The sequence below is a fragment of the Streptomyces canus genome (assembly GCF_041435015.1).
GTDB classification, from domain to species: Bacteria; Actinomycetota; Actinomycetes; order Streptomycetales; family Streptomycetaceae; genus Streptomyces; species Streptomyces canus_G.
Window position 1 is genome coordinate 1,255,211 of sequence record NZ_CP107989.1, and the last position, 15,661, is coordinate 1,270,871.

13 protein-coding genes are annotated in these 15,661 nt (G+C 69.6%); 5 read left to right on the forward strand and 8 right to left on the reverse strand.

Annotated elements, in window-relative coordinates:
• Nucleotides 1-138 precede the first annotated feature (138 nt).
• On the forward strand, nucleotides 139-492 hold the full coding sequence (locus OG841_RS05905; RefSeq protein WP_371563878.1) for a VOC family protein: 354 nt from the start codon (nucleotides 139-141) through the stop codon (nucleotides 490-492).
• A gap of 16 nt (nucleotides 493-508) precedes the next feature.
• On the opposite strand, the gene OG841_RS05910 is transcribed toward OG841_RS05905, so the two are convergent.
• The 5 genes from OG841_RS05910 to OG841_RS05930 form a co-directional block, all read right to left on the reverse strand.
• Nucleotides 509-1,609: an ABC transporter substrate-binding protein gene (locus OG841_RS05910; protein WP_328642439.1), complete on the reverse strand. Its 1,101-nt coding sequence runs from the start codon at nucleotides 1,607-1,609 to the stop codon at nucleotides 509-511.
• Nucleotides 1,610-1,670: 61 nt separating this feature from the next.
• A complete protein-coding gene (locus OG841_RS05915) occupies nucleotides 1,671-2,138 on the reverse strand; it encodes a MarR family winged helix-turn-helix transcriptional regulator (RefSeq protein WP_328642438.1) in 468 nt (155 codons plus the stop codon).
• Between the two features lie 56 nt (nucleotides 2,139-2,194).
• Nucleotides 2,195-3,640 carry a GH1 family beta-glucosidase gene (locus tag OG841_RS05920; protein ID WP_371563880.1) on the reverse strand — a complete coding sequence of 482 codons (1,446 nt, stop codon included), beginning with the start codon at nucleotides 3,638-3,640 and terminating at the stop codon, nucleotides 2,195-2,197.
• Nucleotides 3,641-3,865: 225 nt separating this feature from the next.
• Nucleotides 3,866-4,882 (reverse strand): LacI family DNA-binding transcriptional regulator, encoded by a 1,017-nt coding sequence (locus OG841_RS05925; protein ID WP_371563882.1) that lies wholly within the window; start codon nucleotides 4,880-4,882, stop codon nucleotides 3,866-3,868.
• 94 nt (nucleotides 4,883-4,976) lie between these two features.
• On the reverse strand, nucleotides 4,977-6,629 hold the full coding sequence (locus OG841_RS05930; protein ID WP_371563884.1) for an NAD-dependent malic enzyme: 1,653 nt from the start codon (nucleotides 6,627-6,629) through the stop codon (nucleotides 4,977-4,979).
• 298 nt (nucleotides 6,630-6,927) lie between these two features.
• Between OG841_RS05930 and OG841_RS05935 the strand changes: the two genes are divergently transcribed.
• Nucleotides 6,928-8,040, forward strand: a complete 1,113-nt coding sequence (locus tag OG841_RS05935) for a lipid II:glycine glycyltransferase FemX (protein ID WP_328642434.1) — start codon at nucleotides 6,928-6,930, stop codon at nucleotides 8,038-8,040.
• A gap of 257 nt (nucleotides 8,041-8,297) precedes the next feature.
• Here the strand turns inward: OG841_RS05935 and OG841_RS05940 are convergent, their stop codons facing one another.
• Complete coding sequence (locus tag OG841_RS05940; RefSeq protein WP_328642433.1) at nucleotides 8,298-9,641, reverse strand: UDP-N-acetylmuramoyl-tripeptide--D-alanyl-D-alanine ligase; 1,344 nt, start codon at nucleotides 9,639-9,641, stop codon at nucleotides 8,298-8,300.
• Nucleotides 9,642-9,822: 181 nt separating this feature from the next.
• On the opposite strand from OG841_RS05940, the gene vanH reads away from it, so the two are divergent.
• The 3 genes from vanH to vanX are packed head-to-tail and all read left to right on the forward strand — an operon-like array spanning nucleotide 9,823 to nucleotide 12,441.
• Nucleotides 9,823-10,803, forward strand: coding sequence for a D-lactate dehydrogenase VanH (gene vanH / locus OG841_RS05945; RefSeq protein WP_371563887.1), 981 nt, complete (start codon nucleotides 9,823-9,825; stop codon nucleotides 10,801-10,803).
• Nucleotides 10,796-11,836 carry a D-alanine--(R)-lactate ligase VanA-Sc gene (gene vanA-Sc / locus OG841_RS05950; protein ID WP_371563889.1) on the forward strand — a complete coding sequence of 347 codons (1,041 nt, stop codon included), beginning with the start codon at nucleotides 10,796-10,798 and terminating at the stop codon, nucleotides 11,834-11,836. The genes vanH and vanA-Sc overlap by 8 nt, the downstream gene beginning before the upstream one ends.
• Nucleotides 11,833-12,441 (forward strand): D-Ala-D-Ala dipeptidase VanX, encoded by a 609-nt coding sequence (gene vanX, locus OG841_RS05955; RefSeq protein WP_328642430.1) that lies wholly within the window; start codon nucleotides 11,833-11,835, stop codon nucleotides 12,439-12,441. Before vanA-Sc ends, vanX begins: the two co-directional genes overlap by 4 nt.
• Before the next feature lie 4 nt (nucleotides 12,442-12,445).
• Here the strand turns inward: vanX and OG841_RS05960 are convergent, their stop codons facing one another.
• Both OG841_RS05960 and OG841_RS05965 read right to left on the reverse strand, forming a co-directional pair.
• A complete protein-coding gene (locus OG841_RS05960) occupies nucleotides 12,446-14,098 on the reverse strand; it encodes an amidohydrolase (RefSeq protein ID WP_371563891.1) in 1,653 nt (550 codons plus the stop codon).
• Between the two features lie 21 nt (nucleotides 14,099-14,119).
• On the reverse strand, nucleotides 14,120-15,553 hold the full coding sequence (locus tag OG841_RS05965) for an APC family permease (protein ID WP_371563893.1): 1,434 nt from the start codon (nucleotides 15,551-15,553) through the stop codon (nucleotides 14,120-14,122).
• Nucleotides 15,554-15,661 lie beyond the last annotated feature (108 nt).

Genomic DNA, 15,661 nt, shown 5'->3' on the forward strand with positions numbered 1-15,661 from the left:
GCATCGACCTGGCGCCGACGTCCCGCCCGACGCCGACCACCCTCGGCGCCCTCGACGCGGGGTCTCGGCTTCGAGCACTCCGGTCGGCCGGCACCCGATGCCGCGCTCCCCGCCCGCCCTCCTGGCAAGATGGCCGGCATGGAACGTGTGCTGGGAATCGGCGGATACTTCCTCAGGGCCGCCGACCCGACTGCCCTGAGTGCGTGGTACCGCGACTGCCTGGGCCTGGACGCCGATGAGAACGGCTTGTGGCGTCAGGATGCCGGGCCCACGGTGTTCGCGACGTTCGAGTCCGGGACCGACTACTTCGGGTCCCGCACCCAGCGGACCATGCTCAACTTCCGGGTCCGCGACCTGGACGCCATGCTCGCGCAGTTGCGCGCCGGCGGAGCGGACGTGGCCGAGGAGACGCAGGACATGGCGGGTGTCGGTCGATTCGGCTGGGTCACCGACCCGGAGGGCAACCGCATCGAGCTGTGGCAGCGCGCCTGACCGGCCCCCCCGGCTCTCAGCCGGCGTGTCGGATCCGGAAGCGGCTGGGTTCCGCCGGATCCCGATCAACGACCTGGACCGGCGTCCGAGCAGATTGCCACACGCTGCTGCCGGGCGTGCGGGAGAACCGGATCTGCCCGCGGGTGCCCTCGACCGCCACGTGCGGCCATGATGCGGCGATGCGCGCCCGGTCCGTGCCGTGAGAACGCAGTACGTCGGCGAGGACGGTGATCGTGTCGTAGCCCTCGAAGGCCACGAAGGAGGGCGCTTCGGACAGCCGCTCACGCAGAGCCGTTGCGACTCGTGTGCCGAGCGGACCGAGACGCGCGGGCAGATAGCGCAGGAACGGGATCGCCGCGCCGTCGCCGCCCAGCGATGTCGCCCACTCGGCGAACTCCGGTTGTCCGGCCGGAGCACCGATCACGGTCTCGACGAGGCGCTGGTCGCGGCGGACGGACCTGACGATCGACACCGCCGGCTCGGGGAAGCCGACCAGCAGCAGGAGGGCTGTCGCGTGATGGTCGACGAGTGCGTCGCACACGGCCGCGGGGGCGAGCGCCCGCGCATCGAGTTCTACGACGGTGCCGCCGCGTGGAGCGAGGTGGTCCCGCAGGATGCGGACCCCCGAGGCCCAGTAGACGCTCGGTTCGGTCGCCACGGCGATGCGACGGTGGCCCGCGTCGAGGAGGAAGTCCGCGTAGATCCGCCAGCCGTGGGACTGCGGCGGAGAGAGGCGCGCGACCCATTCCGTCGGCTCTTCGGTCAGCGCGTCGAGAACCGCTGACGAGCAGAGGAACGGCAGTCCGAGGGCTTCGGCCCTGGCGGCAGCGGCACGGGCGACGACACTGTGATACTCCCCCGCTACGGCGGCCACGCCCAGCTGAGCCAGTTCGTCCACGGCCGCCGCGGCCCGCCGCGGATCGGCCGCGGTGTCCCGCACCATCAGCTCGAGCGGTCTTCCGCCGATCCCGCCGGCGTCATCGACCTCGCCGACGGCCAGTTCGAGTCCGGCGAGCAGGTGTCGGCCCGCCTCGACCCAGCCGGGCCTGGTCAGCGGAACGAGAGCGCCGATCCTGATCGGCTGTGGCGGACGCACGTGGGTGATCATGCCGGACATCGCATCCTCACTCAGGCCGACGGGCAGCCGATCGAGCACCCCTCCGGCAGACCGGGCCGGGTCAGGACAGGTCCTCGTCCAGCTTGCCGATGACACGCTCGGAGATCTCGGCCAGGACCCGCAGTTCGGCCGGGGTGACATGGTCCATGAACAGTTCACGTACCGCCTCGACATGACGTGGGGCCGCCGCCTCGACCGCCGCCCGGCCGACGTCCGTGATCACCACGAAGGCGCCCCGAGCGTCCTCGAGGCAGTCCTCCCGGACCACCATTCCCCGCCCGGCCATCCGCGCGATGTGGTGGGACATCCGGCTCTTCTCCCACTCCAGTGCCCGGGCCAGATCCTGGTACCGCTGTCGCCCCTCCGGGGTGTCCGTCAGATGGACCAGCACCGCGAAGTCGGCCGGCGACACGTTGGACTCCGACTGCAGCAGGCGCCCGAGGCGCCCGCCGAGCCGCTCCTGCAACCGGATGAAGCCACGCCACGCGCGCTGCTCCTCCGGCGTCAGCCATCGCACCGTCTCTCCCATGGAGAAAGTGTAAACATAGTTGACACCTCACCCAATGGTCCGGGGTCCGAGTCGGGTCAGCCCACCTTGGCCCCCGGCAGCGGAATGCTGCCCGTCGTCGCCAGTTCCCGATACCACAGGGCGCTGTCCTTGAGCGTGCGCCGCTGGGTGTCGTAGTCGACGTGGACGATGCCGAACCGCTTGGAGTAGCCGTAGCCCCACTCGAAGTTGTCCATCAGGGACCACACGAAGTACCCGCGCAGATCGACACCGGCGGTGAGGGCCCGATGGGCGGCGACGAAGTGGCGGTGGAGGTAGTCGATGCGCTCCGGGTCGTGGACGGCGTGACTCCCGTCGGGGCGGGTGGAGAGGTGGTCCTCGAAGGCCGCTCCGTTCTCGGTGATGACCAGAGGCTGGTCCGGGAAGCGGGCGTGCAGGTCCAGGAGGAGTTCCTCGAGCCCGTCGGGGTCGATGTTCCAGCCCATGGCGGTGTGCGGGCCCTGCTGGGCGACGAACTCGACATGGGTCGAGCCGGGCCAGGGGGACCCGCCCATGTCCTTGTGCCCGTCATTGTTCTGACGCGGTGTCACACCCCCCCAGAGGCGGACGGTGGTGGTGGCGTAGTAGTTGACGCCGAGCAGGTCCAGGGGCTGGTGGATCCGGTCGAGGTCACCGTCCTGCACGAACGCCCAGTCGGTGACGGCGGCGGTGTCCTCGATGAGGTCCTGCGGGTAATGGCCGCGCAACAGGGGTTCGGTGAAGGCGCGATTGGCCAGCGCGTCGATGCGCCGTACGGCCTCCTCGGCACCCTCGCCCTCGCCTCTCAGGACATGGAAGTTGAGCGTGACCGAGTACTGCGGGTCGTTGGTGGTGACCGCCCTGAGCTGCTGGACGGCGAGTCCGTGGGCGAGGTTGAGGTGGTGGACCGCTGTCAGCGCCGCGGCGCCGTCGCTGCGGCCGGGAGCGTGGGCTCCGGCGCCGTAGCCGAGGTAGGCGGAACACCACGGTTCGTTCAGCGTGGTCCAGATCGCGACGCGGTCGCCGAGCGCTTCGCCGACCACACGGGCGTAGTCGGCGAAGGCGTACGCGGTCTCGCGGTTCGTCCAGCCGCCCTCGTCCTCCAGGGCCTGGGGCAGGTCCCAGTGGTAGAGGGTCGCGACCGGCGCGATGTCCCTCTGGAGCAGGCCGTCGACCAACCGGCTGTAGAAGTCGAGCCCCTTGGGATTGGCCGGGCCGCGGCCCGTGGGCTGGATGCGCGGCCAGGCTATGGAGAACCGGTAGGCCTTCAGGCCCAGGGACGCCATGAGGTCGAGGTCTTCGTCGAGGCGGTGGTAGTGATCGGCGGCCACGTCACCGGTGTCGCCGTTCCACGTCCTGCCCGGCGTGTGGGAGTAGGTGTCCCAGATGGAGGGGCCGCGCCCGTCCTCGTCGGCGGCACCCTCGATCTGGTAGGCGGCGGTCGCGGAGCCGAGGAGGAAGTCGGCGGGGAACGTCAGCTGCTGTGCGTTCGCGGCAGTGGGCATGCACGTCTCTCCGTTGTCGTGGCCGATGGCCCGGGCTCCGGCGGATCGGACGGGTCGGCGTCCCGTGTCTGCCGTCGGCCACCCTGGCGATGTTAACGTTAACAAGCAGCCTGGGCCCCTGTCCCGCCCCGTTCGTTGCCTTTTCGTCCGACTCGGAGTGGGCCGGTCGTCCCTGAAGTACCAGGTGCGCCAGTCGCCTTCGGGCCGGCGAAACGACGGCGGGCTTCAGGAACCGGCGCGAGGCGCGGCGGTGCTTCGCCGTACGACGAGTTCCGGTGTGATCTTCTGCCGTTCCGCCCGCTCCCCGCCCAGCGTCCGCACCAGCTGCTCGATGGCGGTCCTGCCGAGGTGGACGAAGTCCTGCCGGACCGTGGTCAGAGCGGGGACCAGGTATCCGGCACCCTTCATGTCGTCGAAGCCGACGAGGGAGACGTCCTGCGGTACCTTCACGCCCCGCTCGGCGAAGGCGGCCAGCGCTCCCATCGCCATCTGGTCGTTTCCGGCGAAGACCGCGGTGGGCAGGCCGGTATCGGCGTCGCAGAGTTCGTGGGCCAGGCGGAATCCGCTCTCCGCACTGAAGTCGCCTTCCAGCAGGGCTCCTTCGGCTTCCGACGCGGCGAGTTCGGCCTGCCAGCCGTCGACACGTGCCCTGGCGTCGAAGGTGCGCAGCGCACCCGTCAGGTGGGCGATGTCCCGGTGTCCGAGGCCGAGGAGGTGGCGAACCGCGAGCCGGGCGCCCAGTTCCTGGTCGACCTCGACGAAGCCCAGACCGGGGTGGGGTGCGCTGCCGGACATCACCACCGTCACCGGCGCCCCGAAGGAAAGGCCGGACAACGCCTCCACCACGACGGGCCGGTCCGCTACGACCGCGATCGCCTCCACCGACTGGTCGGTGAGCCGTTGCAGGGTCTCCACGAGGTCGGCGGAGGTGCTCTCACCCTGTCGGCTGGCCAGGCTCACCCAGTAACCGGCCTGCTTGGCGGCCGTCTCGACGCCCAGGAGGATACGCGGCAGCTCGAACAGGTCCGACCCGACGATCACCACGCCGATCGTCGAGGAACGCCGGCTCTTGAGGGCCCTGGCGACGCTGTTGCGGCGGTAGCCCAGCTTCTGGATCGCGGCCTCGACCCGGGTGCGGGTCTCGGGACGGACCGAGGGATGGCCGTTGATGACACGGGAGACGGTGATGTGCGAGACGCCGGCCTCCCGGGCCACGTCCATCATGCCTGGCGGCCGGTCCATGTCACTCGTCCTCTGCCTTCAACCCCAGCAGGCCCCGCGCCCACCGCAGATCCTGTCACAGGCCCTGAGAGCTGCCAGGTCCGGCAACTGCATCTCAGGACGCGTACCGCGGTGTCCACTGCGTCGTCGCGATCGCTTCGCGCAGCTCGGCCTCCGTGGCCTCGGGGGCCACGCCGTCCTCGACTGCGGCCAGCGCGACGGCCACGGCGATCTCGCGGGCGGCGTCCCGCATGCTCGCCAGGGGAGGCAGCAGCGGGGTCGCGCCGTCGGCGCCCGCCCGTACCGCGCACTCCCCCACCGCGCGAGCCGCCGCCACCATCATGCGGTCGGTCACGCGGGTGGCCCGGCAGGCGGTGACCGCCAGGCCGACGGCGGGGAAGACGTAGACGTTGTTGGCCTGCGCCACCGGCACCTCGCGGCCGTCCAGCTTCAGCGGCGGGAAGGGCGAGCCGGCCGCGATCAGGGCCCTGCCGTCGGTCCAGCGGGCGAGATCGGCGGGTTCGGCCTCGGCGTTCGAGGTCGGGTTGGACAGCGGCAGGATCACCGGCCGGTCGCAGCCTTCGGCCATCGTCCGCACGATCTGTTCGGTGAACGCGCCGTGCGCCGTGGACAGCCCGATCAGCACCGTCGGCTTCACTTCGCCGACGACCCCCGCCAGGTCGCGCGCCTCCCACTGGCGTACCTCCGCGTCATCGCGCGCGTAGGTACGCTGCTCGGGTGTGAGGTCGGTGCGGGAGCGCACCAGGAGGCCGTCGATGTCGACGAACCAGAAGCGGTCGGCCGCCTGCTGTTCGGAGTCGCCTTCCTCCACGAGTGCGGTGCGGATCATGTCGGCGACCCCGATCGCCGCCGAACCGGCGCCCAGGACCACGATGCGGTGGTCGGTCAGGGGCGTTCCGGCGACCTTCGTGGCGGTGGACAGCGCGCCGAGCGCCACGGCGGCGGTGCCCTGGATGTCGTCGTTGAAGGTCAGCAGCCGGTCCTGGTAGCGGCCGAGGATCGGACGGGCGTGCGCGGTCGCGAAGTCCTCCCACTGCAGCAGGGTCCCGGGCAGTTCGGCCTCCACGGCGGACACGAACGCCTCGATCATCTCGTCGTAGGCGTCCCCGGTGACGCGGTGCCGCCTGCGGCCCAGGTAGTGCTCGCCGGCCAGCAGTTGCTCGTTGTCGGTGCCTGCGTCGAGAAGGACGGGGAGGGTGCGCGCGGGGTGGATGCCGCCGATGGCGGTGTACAGGCTGAGCTTGCCGATCGGGATGCCCATGCCGCCGACGCCCTGGTCGCCCAGGCCCAGGATGCGCTGACCGTCGGTGACGACGATGACGTGGACCTCGCCGCCGGGCCGGTTGCGCAGGATCTCCCGGAAGCGGTGGCGGTCCTCGTACGTCAGGAACAGACCGCGCGGCCTGCGGTAGATCTCGCTGAAGCGCCGGCACGCCTCGCCGACCGTAGGCGTGTAGACGACCGGCAGCATCTCCTCCAGGTGCCGGGTGAGCAGGCTGTAGAACAGCACCTCGTTGGTGTCCTGGAGCTGGCGCAGGTAGATGTGCCGGTTGAGCGGCTTGTCGTACCCGAGGAACGCCTCGTACGCCCGGTCGGCCTGCTCATCTAGCGTCTCGGTCGCCGGTGGCAGCAGCCCGTCCAGGCCGAGTTCGGCGCGCTCCTCGGGGCTGAAGGCGGTGCCCTTGTTCCGGAGTGGATCGGCGAGCAGGGCCGCTCCGTGGGCACGGGCCGGGCTGTGCGGTGTCATGGCGTTCCTCAGATCGACGGGCTTGAGGGGCGGGGGATGTCGCGGAGGTCGGCGCGCGCCAGGTCCAGCATCTTGCCGACGCCTCCGTCGAGCACGGTGCGGCCCGCCGCGAAGCGTGAGCAGCTCTCCCATCAGGATCGCGCCTTCCCCGTCCCCGGACATCGGAATCTCCTGAGGGTCGGCCGAGCCGGCACATATCGTCGGCGTATCCGAAACCGCATACGTGTCGGCAACAGCCCGCTGCCTTGACTGGAGGCATGTCCTACAGCGAAGCAGGCGCAGGAACTGGGAACGCCCGGTGAGGCTGACGGTCGGGCCGATCGGCGCAGCCGAACATCTGGCGTTCGTGCGGGCACAGCGGTCGGTCAGCTTCCTGCAGACCCCGGCGTGGGGCCGGGTGAAGACCGAGTGGCGCAGCGAGTCCCTCGGCTGGTACGGCGGCGGGCGGCTGGTCGGTGCCGGGCTCGTCCTGCACCGACCGGTGCCGCGGCTGGAGCGCTTCACGCTGGCCTATCTGCCCGAGGGGCCGGTCATCGACTGGACCGGCGAGATCGACGCGTGGCTCGACCCGCTGGCGTCCTACCTCAAGGCACAGGGCGCGTTCGCGATCCGGCTCGGCCCGCCGGTGCGCACGAACATCTGGAGCGCCGACCAGGTCAAGGAGGGTATCGCCGACCCGGGCATCAAGCGGCTCCCCGAGATGTCCGCCCAGTGGGCCGACCCGGTCGGTGCCCGCGTGACCAGCCGGCTGACGGACGCCGGCTGGCTTCCGCAGAGCCCCGAGGACGGCTTCGGGGTCGGGCATCCGCAGTTCAGGTACGAGATCCCGCTGGCCGGCAGGACCGAGGACGACGTCCTCAGGGGCATGAACCAGCTCTGGCGGCGCAACATCAAGAAGGCGGCCAAGGAGGGAGTCGAGGTCACGGTCGCAGCGGACGTGAAGGCGTTCCACGATCTTTACGTCCACACCGCCGAGCGGGACCGCTTCACACCCCGGCCGCTGCCCTACTTCGACACCATGTTCGCGGCACTGAGCGCGGAGGACCCCGAGCGGATCAGGCTCTACCTCGCCCGTCACCGAGGCGACTTGGTCGCCGCCACCGTCCTGGTCCGCGTCGGCGGGCACGCGTGGTACTCCTACGGCGCCTCCTCCACCGAGAAACGCGAGGTGCGCGGCTCCAACGCCTGCCAGTGGGCAATGATCCGCGACTCGCTGGCGGCCGGCTGCGACGTCTATGACCTGCGCGGCATCACCCCCACCCTGGACGCCGACGACCCGCACGTCGGACTGATCCAGTTCAAGGTCGGCACCGGCGGTCGGGCGGTGAGGTACGTCGGTGAGTGGGACCTGCCACTGCGGCCGATGGTCTACCGGGCCTTCGACCTGTATATGAAGCGGCGCGGGCGATGAGCCCGGAACCCGTACCGGTCACTGACACCGGCTACGAGCTCGGCTCGGTGTCAGCGTACGAGTGACCTCGGTGAACGCGGGGCCCAAGGGCCCGCTCGGCTCGGCCTTGGATCGACCGCCGACCGCACGATGGCCCGACGGCCCAGCGTGCTCGCGGTCGGCGGTTGCGCGGCCGGTGATCCACGCCCTCTCCCGCCCCGAGGACCTGCCCCTACGGGCCTGGAGCCAGGTGCGAGCCCCCGGCTCGCCGCGCCGGACTACGCGAGCGCGGCGGCGACCTCGTCGAGGCGCGCTCCGCGGGAGGCCTTGACGAGGACCACATCGCCGGCGACGAGGTGAGCGCGCAGCCAGTCGACCGCCGCGTCGTTGTCGGCCAGCACCACCGCCCGCTCTCCCGCGCCCTCGGCGATCGACCGGGCGCTCTCGCCGACCGCGGCCACCACGTGGGCCCGGGAGGCGGCGTACTCGCCGACGGCGCGGTGCTCGGCCGCGCTGTCGTCGCCGAGTTCGAGCATCTCGCCGAGGACGGCGATGCGGCGCCCGCCTTCGATCGCCGCCAGCGCGTCCAGAGCGGCGCGGGTCGAGTCGGGGTTGGCGTTGTAGGAGTCGTTGAGCAGCGTTGCGCCACCGGCGAGCGCGCGCAGTTCCATGCGCCACGGTGACAGCGAGGCGGTCGCCAGCGCCGCGGTGGCCACGTCGAGGGGTACGCCGGCCGCCAGCCCCGCGGCCGCGGCGGCCGACGCGTTGAGCGCCTGGTGGGTGCCCACGAGCGGCAGCGCGACGGGTACCGAGGCGTCGGCGGTCCGCAGCGTGAAGGACGGCCGGCCGAGCCGGTCCGGCGTCAGGTCGGTCACGCGCAGGTCGGCGTGCTCGGCACGGCCGAAGGTCACTACCGGGCCGTCCGTGAGCGAGCGCATCGCCGCCACGCGGGGGTCGTCTGCGTTGAGGACGGCGGTGCCGCCCGGTGCCAGCCCCTGGATCAGCTCGCCCTTGGTCCGGGCGATGGCCGCGCGCGACCCGAACTCGCCGAGGTGAGCCTGGCCGACGTTGAGAACGACGGCGATGTCGGGCGCGACCAGGCTCGTGAGCGCGGCGATGTCTCCGATGTGGCGGGCTCCCATCTCGAGGACGAGGAACCTGGTGGCCGCGTCGGCGCGCAGCATGGTGAGCGGCACGCCGAGTTCGTTGTTGAGCGAGCCGATCGTGGCGGTTGTCGGCGAGGTGCTCGACAGCAGGGCCGCCAGCAGGTCCTTGGTGCCGGTCTTGCCTTGGGAGCCGGTCAGTCCGACCACGGTCAGCCGGTCGCGCAGCCGGGCCACGACGTGGGCGGCAAGTGCTCGCAGCGCGGCCCGGGCGTCGTCGACGACGACGGTGGGCAGCGGCGTGGGCCGGGAGCCGAGCACGGCCACCGCGCCTGTCCGGCCGGCTTGGCCGACGTAGTCGTGGCCGTCGACATGCTCGCCGGCGAAGGCGACGAAGAGGCCGCCCGGCTCGGCCTGTCTGCCGTCGAGCACGGCCGGCGCGCTCACCGTCACGGAGCCGTCGCCCTCGACCCTGCCGCCGACCACCGCGGCTATCTCGCTGACGCCGAGCGGGATCACGAGGCTGGTTCGTCATAGGTCATGCCTCGAGTCAAGGTGGCGTGGCGTTGTCGGAGCGTATGGGTTTTTCGATACGGCGACAATACGTTACCTATGAGTATGGGTAACCATCGAAAACATATCGTCGGCATATCGGAAACCGCATACAGGCCGACAACACTCCACTGCCTTGACTGGCGGCATGACCTACAGCGAACCGGCAACCGGGATCACCATCTATGGATGCGGCCGGGACGAGGCCCTCTTGTTCCGTGAGATGGCGCCCCGCTTCGGCGTGAGACCGACCGTCACGGAGGCCGCGGTATCCGAAGCCAATGTTTCACTGGCCTTGGGAAACCGGTGCGTCAGCGTAGGCCATAAAACCCGGATCACCCCTCCCACTCTTCTCGCACTGGGGCAAGCGGGCGTGACATACATCTCCACACGGAGTATCGGCTGCAACCATATCGACGTGGAATACGCGGCAAGCATCGGCATCTCGGTTGAAAACGTCACCTATTCGCCCGACAGCGTCGCCGACTACACACTGATGCTGATGCTGATGGCGGTACGGAATGCGAAATCCACTGTCCGCCGCGCGGACGAGCACGATTACCGGTTGAACGATGTGCGCGGCAAGGAACTGCGTGACCTCACCGTCGGGGTGATCGGAACTGGACGCATCGGCACAGCAGTCGTGGACAGGCTGCGGGGTTTCGGCTGTCGAATTCTGGCGCACGACAACCACCCGAAGACTGCTGCCGACCACGTTCCTCTCGATGAGTTACTGCAGCTGAGCGACATCGTCACGCTCCACGCACCACTCACCCCGGACACATACCATCTCCTCGATCATCAGCGTATCGAGCGGTTGAAGCACGGGGCTTTCGTCATCAATACCGGACGCGGTCCACTGCTCGACACCGAGGCCCTTGTTCTCGCATTGGAAAGCGGTCGATTGGGCGGTGCGGGGTTGGATGTCCTCGAAGGCGAGGAGGGCATTTTCTACGCCGACCACAGAAACAAACCCATCGAGAGCAAGCTGCTGTTGCGGCTGCAGAATCTCCCGAATGTGCTCATCAGTCCGCACACGGCCTACTACACAGATCGCGCCCTGAGCGACACGGTCGAAAACTCGATCACCAACTGCCTGAAATTCGAAAGCGGGAGTCAGCATGGCTAGGTTGAAGGTCGGAATCATCTTCGGGGGTCGCTCCGAAGAGCACGGTGTCTCCGTCAAGTCGGCGCAGGAGGTCGCGCGAAACCTCGATTCCGAGAAGTACGAGCCGTTCTATGTCGGGATCACGAAGGGCGGAGCTTGGCAGCTCTGTGACGGCCCCGGCCCGCAGTGGGAGAACGGCAGGTGCCGTCCTGTTGCCCTGTCACCGGACAGAAGCGTGCACGGACTGCTCATTCTGGAGCAGGGGCGATACGAAACGATCCGCTTGGACGTCGTGCTTCCCGTTCTCCACGGCAGGCTCGGTGAGGACGGTGCGATACAGGGCCTGCTGGAAATCTCCGGCATCCCCTACGTGGGCTGCGACGTCCAGAGCTCCGCCCTGTGCATGGACAAGTCCCTTGCCTACCTCGTCGCCGGAAGCGCGGGCATCGCCACGCCGAAGTTCTGGACCGTCGCGGCGGACGAGAGCGTTGATCCCGACCTGCTCACCTACCCTGTTTTCGTGAAGCCGGCCCGTTCGGGGTCGTCCTTCGGCGTCAGCGAGGTGTCCCGAAAAGAGGAACTCCTGAGCGCTGTCGAAAGCGCGGGCAAGTACGACGCGAAGGTGCTGATCGAAGAGGCTGTGGTCGGCAGCGAGATCGGATGCGCCGTCCTGGGGAACGATCGGGATCTGGTTGTGGGCGAGGTGGATCGGATCGCCCTCTCGCACGGCTTCTTCAGAATCCATCAGGAGTCAGCGCCTGAAAGCGGCTCCGAAAACTCGACACCCATCGTGCCCGCCGACATTCCGGCGGAGTCACGCTCGCTTGTGCAGGAGACGGCAAAAGCCGTGTACCGCGCCTTGGGGTGCAGGGGGCTCGCACGGGTGGACTTGTTCCTCACGGAGGATGGCACGGTGATCCTCAACGAGGTCAACACCCTGCCCGGTATGACCTCGTACAGCCGTTATCCGAGGATGATGGCTGCCGCAGGGTTGCCGCTCGCCGAAGTGATCGACCGCGTCGTGTCGCTGGCGTTGACGGGGAAAAGCGGATGAAGGATGATTTCGTCTTCGTGGACGAACTCGTCCCCGGAATACGCTGGGATGCCAAGTACGCCACCTGGGACAACTTCACCGGCAAACCGGTGGACGGGTACCTGGCCAATCGCATAGTCGGCACGAGGACGGTGTGTGCGGCCCTGGAAAAGGTGCAGGAAAAGGCCGAGTCCCTCGGTTTCGGCCTGCTCCTGTGGGACGGCTACCGCCCGCAACGCGCCGTGGACTGCTTTCTGCGCTGGTCACAGCAGCCGGAGGACGGCCGGACCAAGCCACGGCACTATCCGAACATCGACAGGGCCGAGATGTTCGACATGGGGTACGTGGCCGTCAAGTCGGGCCACAGCCGGGGAAGTACCGTTGACCTGACGCTGTATCACCTGGCCACCGGCGAACTCGTCCCCATGGGCGGTGGCCATGACCTGATGGATTCCCTCTCGCATCATGGAGCAAGGGGGATCACGCCGGCCGAATCGGCACACCGTCACCAGCTGCGCTCTCTCATGGATTCCTGTGGTTTCAGCTCATACGCGTGCGAGTGGTGGCACTACACGCTCGAGGGCGAGCCCTATCCGGACACCTACTTCGATTTTCCCGTCGGGTAGCGGCTCAGGCGTCCGGCGCCGCGTGAACGCGCTGCCCGTCGACAAAGGTCTCCAGGACCCGGGTGGCCGCGATCTCCTCGGGCGGCCCCGCGAACGGATCGCGGTCGAGGACGACGAGATCGGCCGACTTGCCCACGGTGATGCTGCCGGCGATGTCGTCGAGGTGGTTCACATAGGCGCTGCCCGCCGTGTACGCGGCAAGGGCGGTGCCCAGGTCGAGGCGCTGCTCCGGAAGGAACTCCGGGGTGCCCTGGGGGGCGCCGGGGGCGATCCGGTTGACGGCGACATGGATGGCCTGGAGGGGATCGGGGCTGCTGACCGGCCAGTCGCTGCCGGCCGCCAGGGTCGCGCCTGCGCGGAGCAGATCACCGAACGGATACTGCCGTGTGCCGCGTTCCGCGCCGAGGAAGGGCAGGGTCAGTTCGTCCATCTGCGGTTCGTGGGCAGCCCACAGCATCTGGAGGTTGGCGCTCGCGCCCAGGGCGCGGAACCGGGGGATGTCGTGCGGGTGCACGACCTGCAGATGCGCGAGGTGGTGCCGCGTGCCGCGCCACCCGTTGGACGCGCGGGCGGACTCCACGGAGTCGAGGGCCTCACGCACCGCGCGGTCGCCGAGCGCGTGGAAGTGGACCTGGAAGCCGGACGCGTCGAGTTCGGTGACGTACTTCCTCAGCTCGCCCGGTTCGACGAAGCTGATGCCGCTGTTGTCCGTGGAGCAGCCGCAGCCGGTCAGATACGGGTCGAGCATCGCGGCGGTGTGGTTCTCCGCGATGCCGTCCTGCATGACCTTCACCGTCGTGGCCCGGAACCGTCCACGGTTCAACTCCTCGCGCCGGGCGACGAGTTCGGGGATCTGCTCGGCACCCCGCTCTCGGTCCCACCACAGGGCGCCGACCACGCGGGCGGTGAGCAGTCCCCGGTCGAGGGCCGCGTGATAGGAGGGCGCCGGGTCGGTCATGTTGGCGTACGCACCGACGATGGCGTCCTGCCACGCGGTCACGCCGTACGAGTGCAGCACGGCCTGGGCCCGCAGCAGGGCCGCGAGTTGCTCCTGCGGCGTGGGATCCGGAACCAGCCTTCCCACGAGGTGGACCGCGCCCTCCTGGAGCATGCCGGTGGGGTTGCCGTCGGCGTCGCGTTCGATCCGGCCGTCGACCGGGTCCGGGGTACGGGAGTCGATGCCCGCGCGCTCCAGCGCCCGGCTGTTGACCCAGGCGCCGTGGTGGTCGCGGTTGGGCAGGAAGACGGGTCGGTCCGGCACGATCGCGTCGAGAGCCGCAGCGGTGGGAGCGCCGCCGGGGAACGCCTCCAGGGACCAGCCGCCGCCGGTGATCCACCCGGCCTCCGGGTGCTGATCGGCGTACGCCTTGATCCTGCGCAGGTACTCGGCCGGGTCGACGGTGTCGGCGAGGTGGCACAGGCCGAGTTCGAGGCCCGCGCCCTGCGGGTGGACGTGGGCGTCCTGGAAGCCGGGAAGCAGCAACTTCCCGCCAAGGTCGACGACTTCGGTGCGCGGCCCGATCAGCTCGCGCACCTCGTCGTGGCCGACGGCGGCGATCCGCCCGTCGCGCACGGCCACGGCGGTGGCCCGGCTGCGGGCGGGATCGACGGTGTGCACGAGACCGCCGGTGAGCACGAGGTCCGCGGTGGGTGACATGTGAGTGAGCTCCAGAGAGGGTCAGACCGCCGCACGGTCCATCGGCAGGGTCAGGGACTCGGCGTCGGTGCCGCGCCCGGTGGTGAAGTACGGCGAGTGCCTCACGTACTTGGCCACGGCGGCCATGCCGAGACCGGCCAGGACGATCACGGCGGGCAGCGAGAACATGAACCACCCGTTGTCCGGGCTGAGTTCGAAGTGGTCGCTCATGGTCAGGTACGAGTATCCGAGGTAGCCGCCGAGGCCGAGCAGGATCAGGCCCGACACGGCGGGCACGCCGATGGCGAGCAGCGCCTCCCGTGTTCCTTCGTGCCGCGCGGAGCGGAAGCGCACGGCGCAGGCCAGCGCGGTGAGGCCGTAGTAGAGGGCGACGATCAGACCGATGGCGTTGACGGCGGCCAGCAGCATGTCGCTCAGCTTGGGGATCGCGACGGCGAGCAGGGCGATCACTCCGGCGATGGACATCACGACGACTGTGCCGGCGGCGGGGGTGCCGTGGCGCGGGTGGATCCGGGTCCACACGGGGCCCATCGTGCGGTCACGGCTCATGGCGAACAGGCCGCGGGCCGTGGGGATCAGGGTGGCCTGTACGGAGGCGACGGCGGAGAACATCAGCGCGACCAGGGGCAGGGTGGCCCAGGGTTCGGCGGCCAGTTTCTCGCCGAGGTACGGGAGGGCCTGGGGGCCGTTCCTGACGAGTTCGGCCAGGCTCATCTCCCGCTGGAAGGCGACCGAGGCGAAGAGGAACAGACCGAGCATGGCGAAGAGGGCGATGAGGCCGCCGCGGGCCGCGTCGCCCGGGCTCTTCGTCTCCTCGTTGACACTGAAGGCCGCGTCCCAGCCCCAGAAGAAGAAGACCGCGAGCACCATGCCCTGGGCGAAGGTGGTGCCGCTGGAGATCTCGAAGGGGTTGAACCAGGACAGCGAGACGGCGTGGTCCCCGGTGACCAGGGCCCAGCCGCAGAAGGCCAGCAGCACGGTGTACTCGAAGATCAGCAGGGCGAACTGGAAGCGGGTGGCGGATCGCACCCCGGTGACGGCCAGGGCGGTGAGGCCGAGGAGGATCACCATTCCTACGGCGGTGGTGACACCGGTGGACGTGGGGTCGAGGGCGATGCCGACGAGGCTGTGCAGCCCGGCTTTGTTGGCGAAGGCCAGGACGACCGAGCCCATGATCGCGCTGGTGTAGGCGCAGAAGATGACCGAGCCGACGAGGGTGACCCAGCCGGTCAGGAAGCCGGGCCAGGGGCCGAGGGCCCTGCCGACCCAGACGTAGCCGTTGCCGCAGTTCGGCTCCGAGCGGTTCAGGCGGGCGTAGGCGGTGGCGATGCCGAGAACCGGCAGGAAGGCCAGCAGCAGCAGCGCCGGGGCCTGGAGGCCCACGATGGTCGCGATCGTGCCCATGCCGATGGCGATGCTGGTGGTGGCCGCGGTGCTGGACGCGGCGATGGCCACGCCGTCGACGACGCCGAGGGAACGGCGCAGGGCCGAGCCCGGCGCGGGGGGGCGGGGGCGGTGCTGATGACATGGAGGGCTCCTCGGGGACGGGAGACGGGGAAGAGC

Excerpts from the sequence above, each read along its gene's own strand:
- vanA-Sc (WP_371563889.1), top strand. The coding sequence starts at position 10,796 with ATGGCTAGGTTGAAGGTCGGAATCATCTTCGGGGGTCGCTCCGAAGAG.
- OG841_RS05905 (WP_371563878.1), top strand. The coding sequence starts at position 139 with ATGGAACGTGTGCTGGGAATCGGCGGATACTTCCTCAGGGCCGCCGAC.
- vanX (WP_328642430.1), top strand. The coding sequence starts at position 11,833 with ATGAAGGATGATTTCGTCTTCGTGGACGAACTCGTCCCCGGAATACGC.
- vanH (WP_371563887.1), top strand. The coding sequence starts at position 9,823 with ATGACCTACAGCGAACCGGCAACCGGGATCACCATCTATGGATGCGGC.
- OG841_RS05960 (WP_371563891.1), bottom strand. The coding sequence starts at position 14,098 with ATGTCACCCACCGCGGACCTCGTGCTCACCGGCGGTCTCGTGCACACC.
- OG841_RS05925 (WP_371563882.1), bottom strand. The coding sequence starts at position 4,882 with ATGGACCGGCCGCCAGGCATGATGGACGTGGCCCGGGAGGCCGGCGTC.
- OG841_RS05930 (WP_371563884.1), bottom strand. The coding sequence starts at position 6,629 with ATGACACCGCACAGCCCGGCCCGTGCCCACGGAGCGGCCCTGCTCGCC.
- OG841_RS05915 (WP_328642438.1), bottom strand. The coding sequence starts at position 2,138 with ATGGGAGAGACGGTGCGATGGCTGACGCCGGAGGAGCAGCGCGCGTGG.
- OG841_RS05910 (WP_328642439.1), bottom strand. The coding sequence starts at position 1,609 with ATGTCCGGCATGATCACCCACGTGCGTCCGCCACAGCCGATCAGGATC.
- OG841_RS05920 (WP_371563880.1), bottom strand. The coding sequence starts at position 3,640 with ATGCCCACTGCCGCGAACGCACAGCAGCTGACGTTCCCCGCCGACTTC.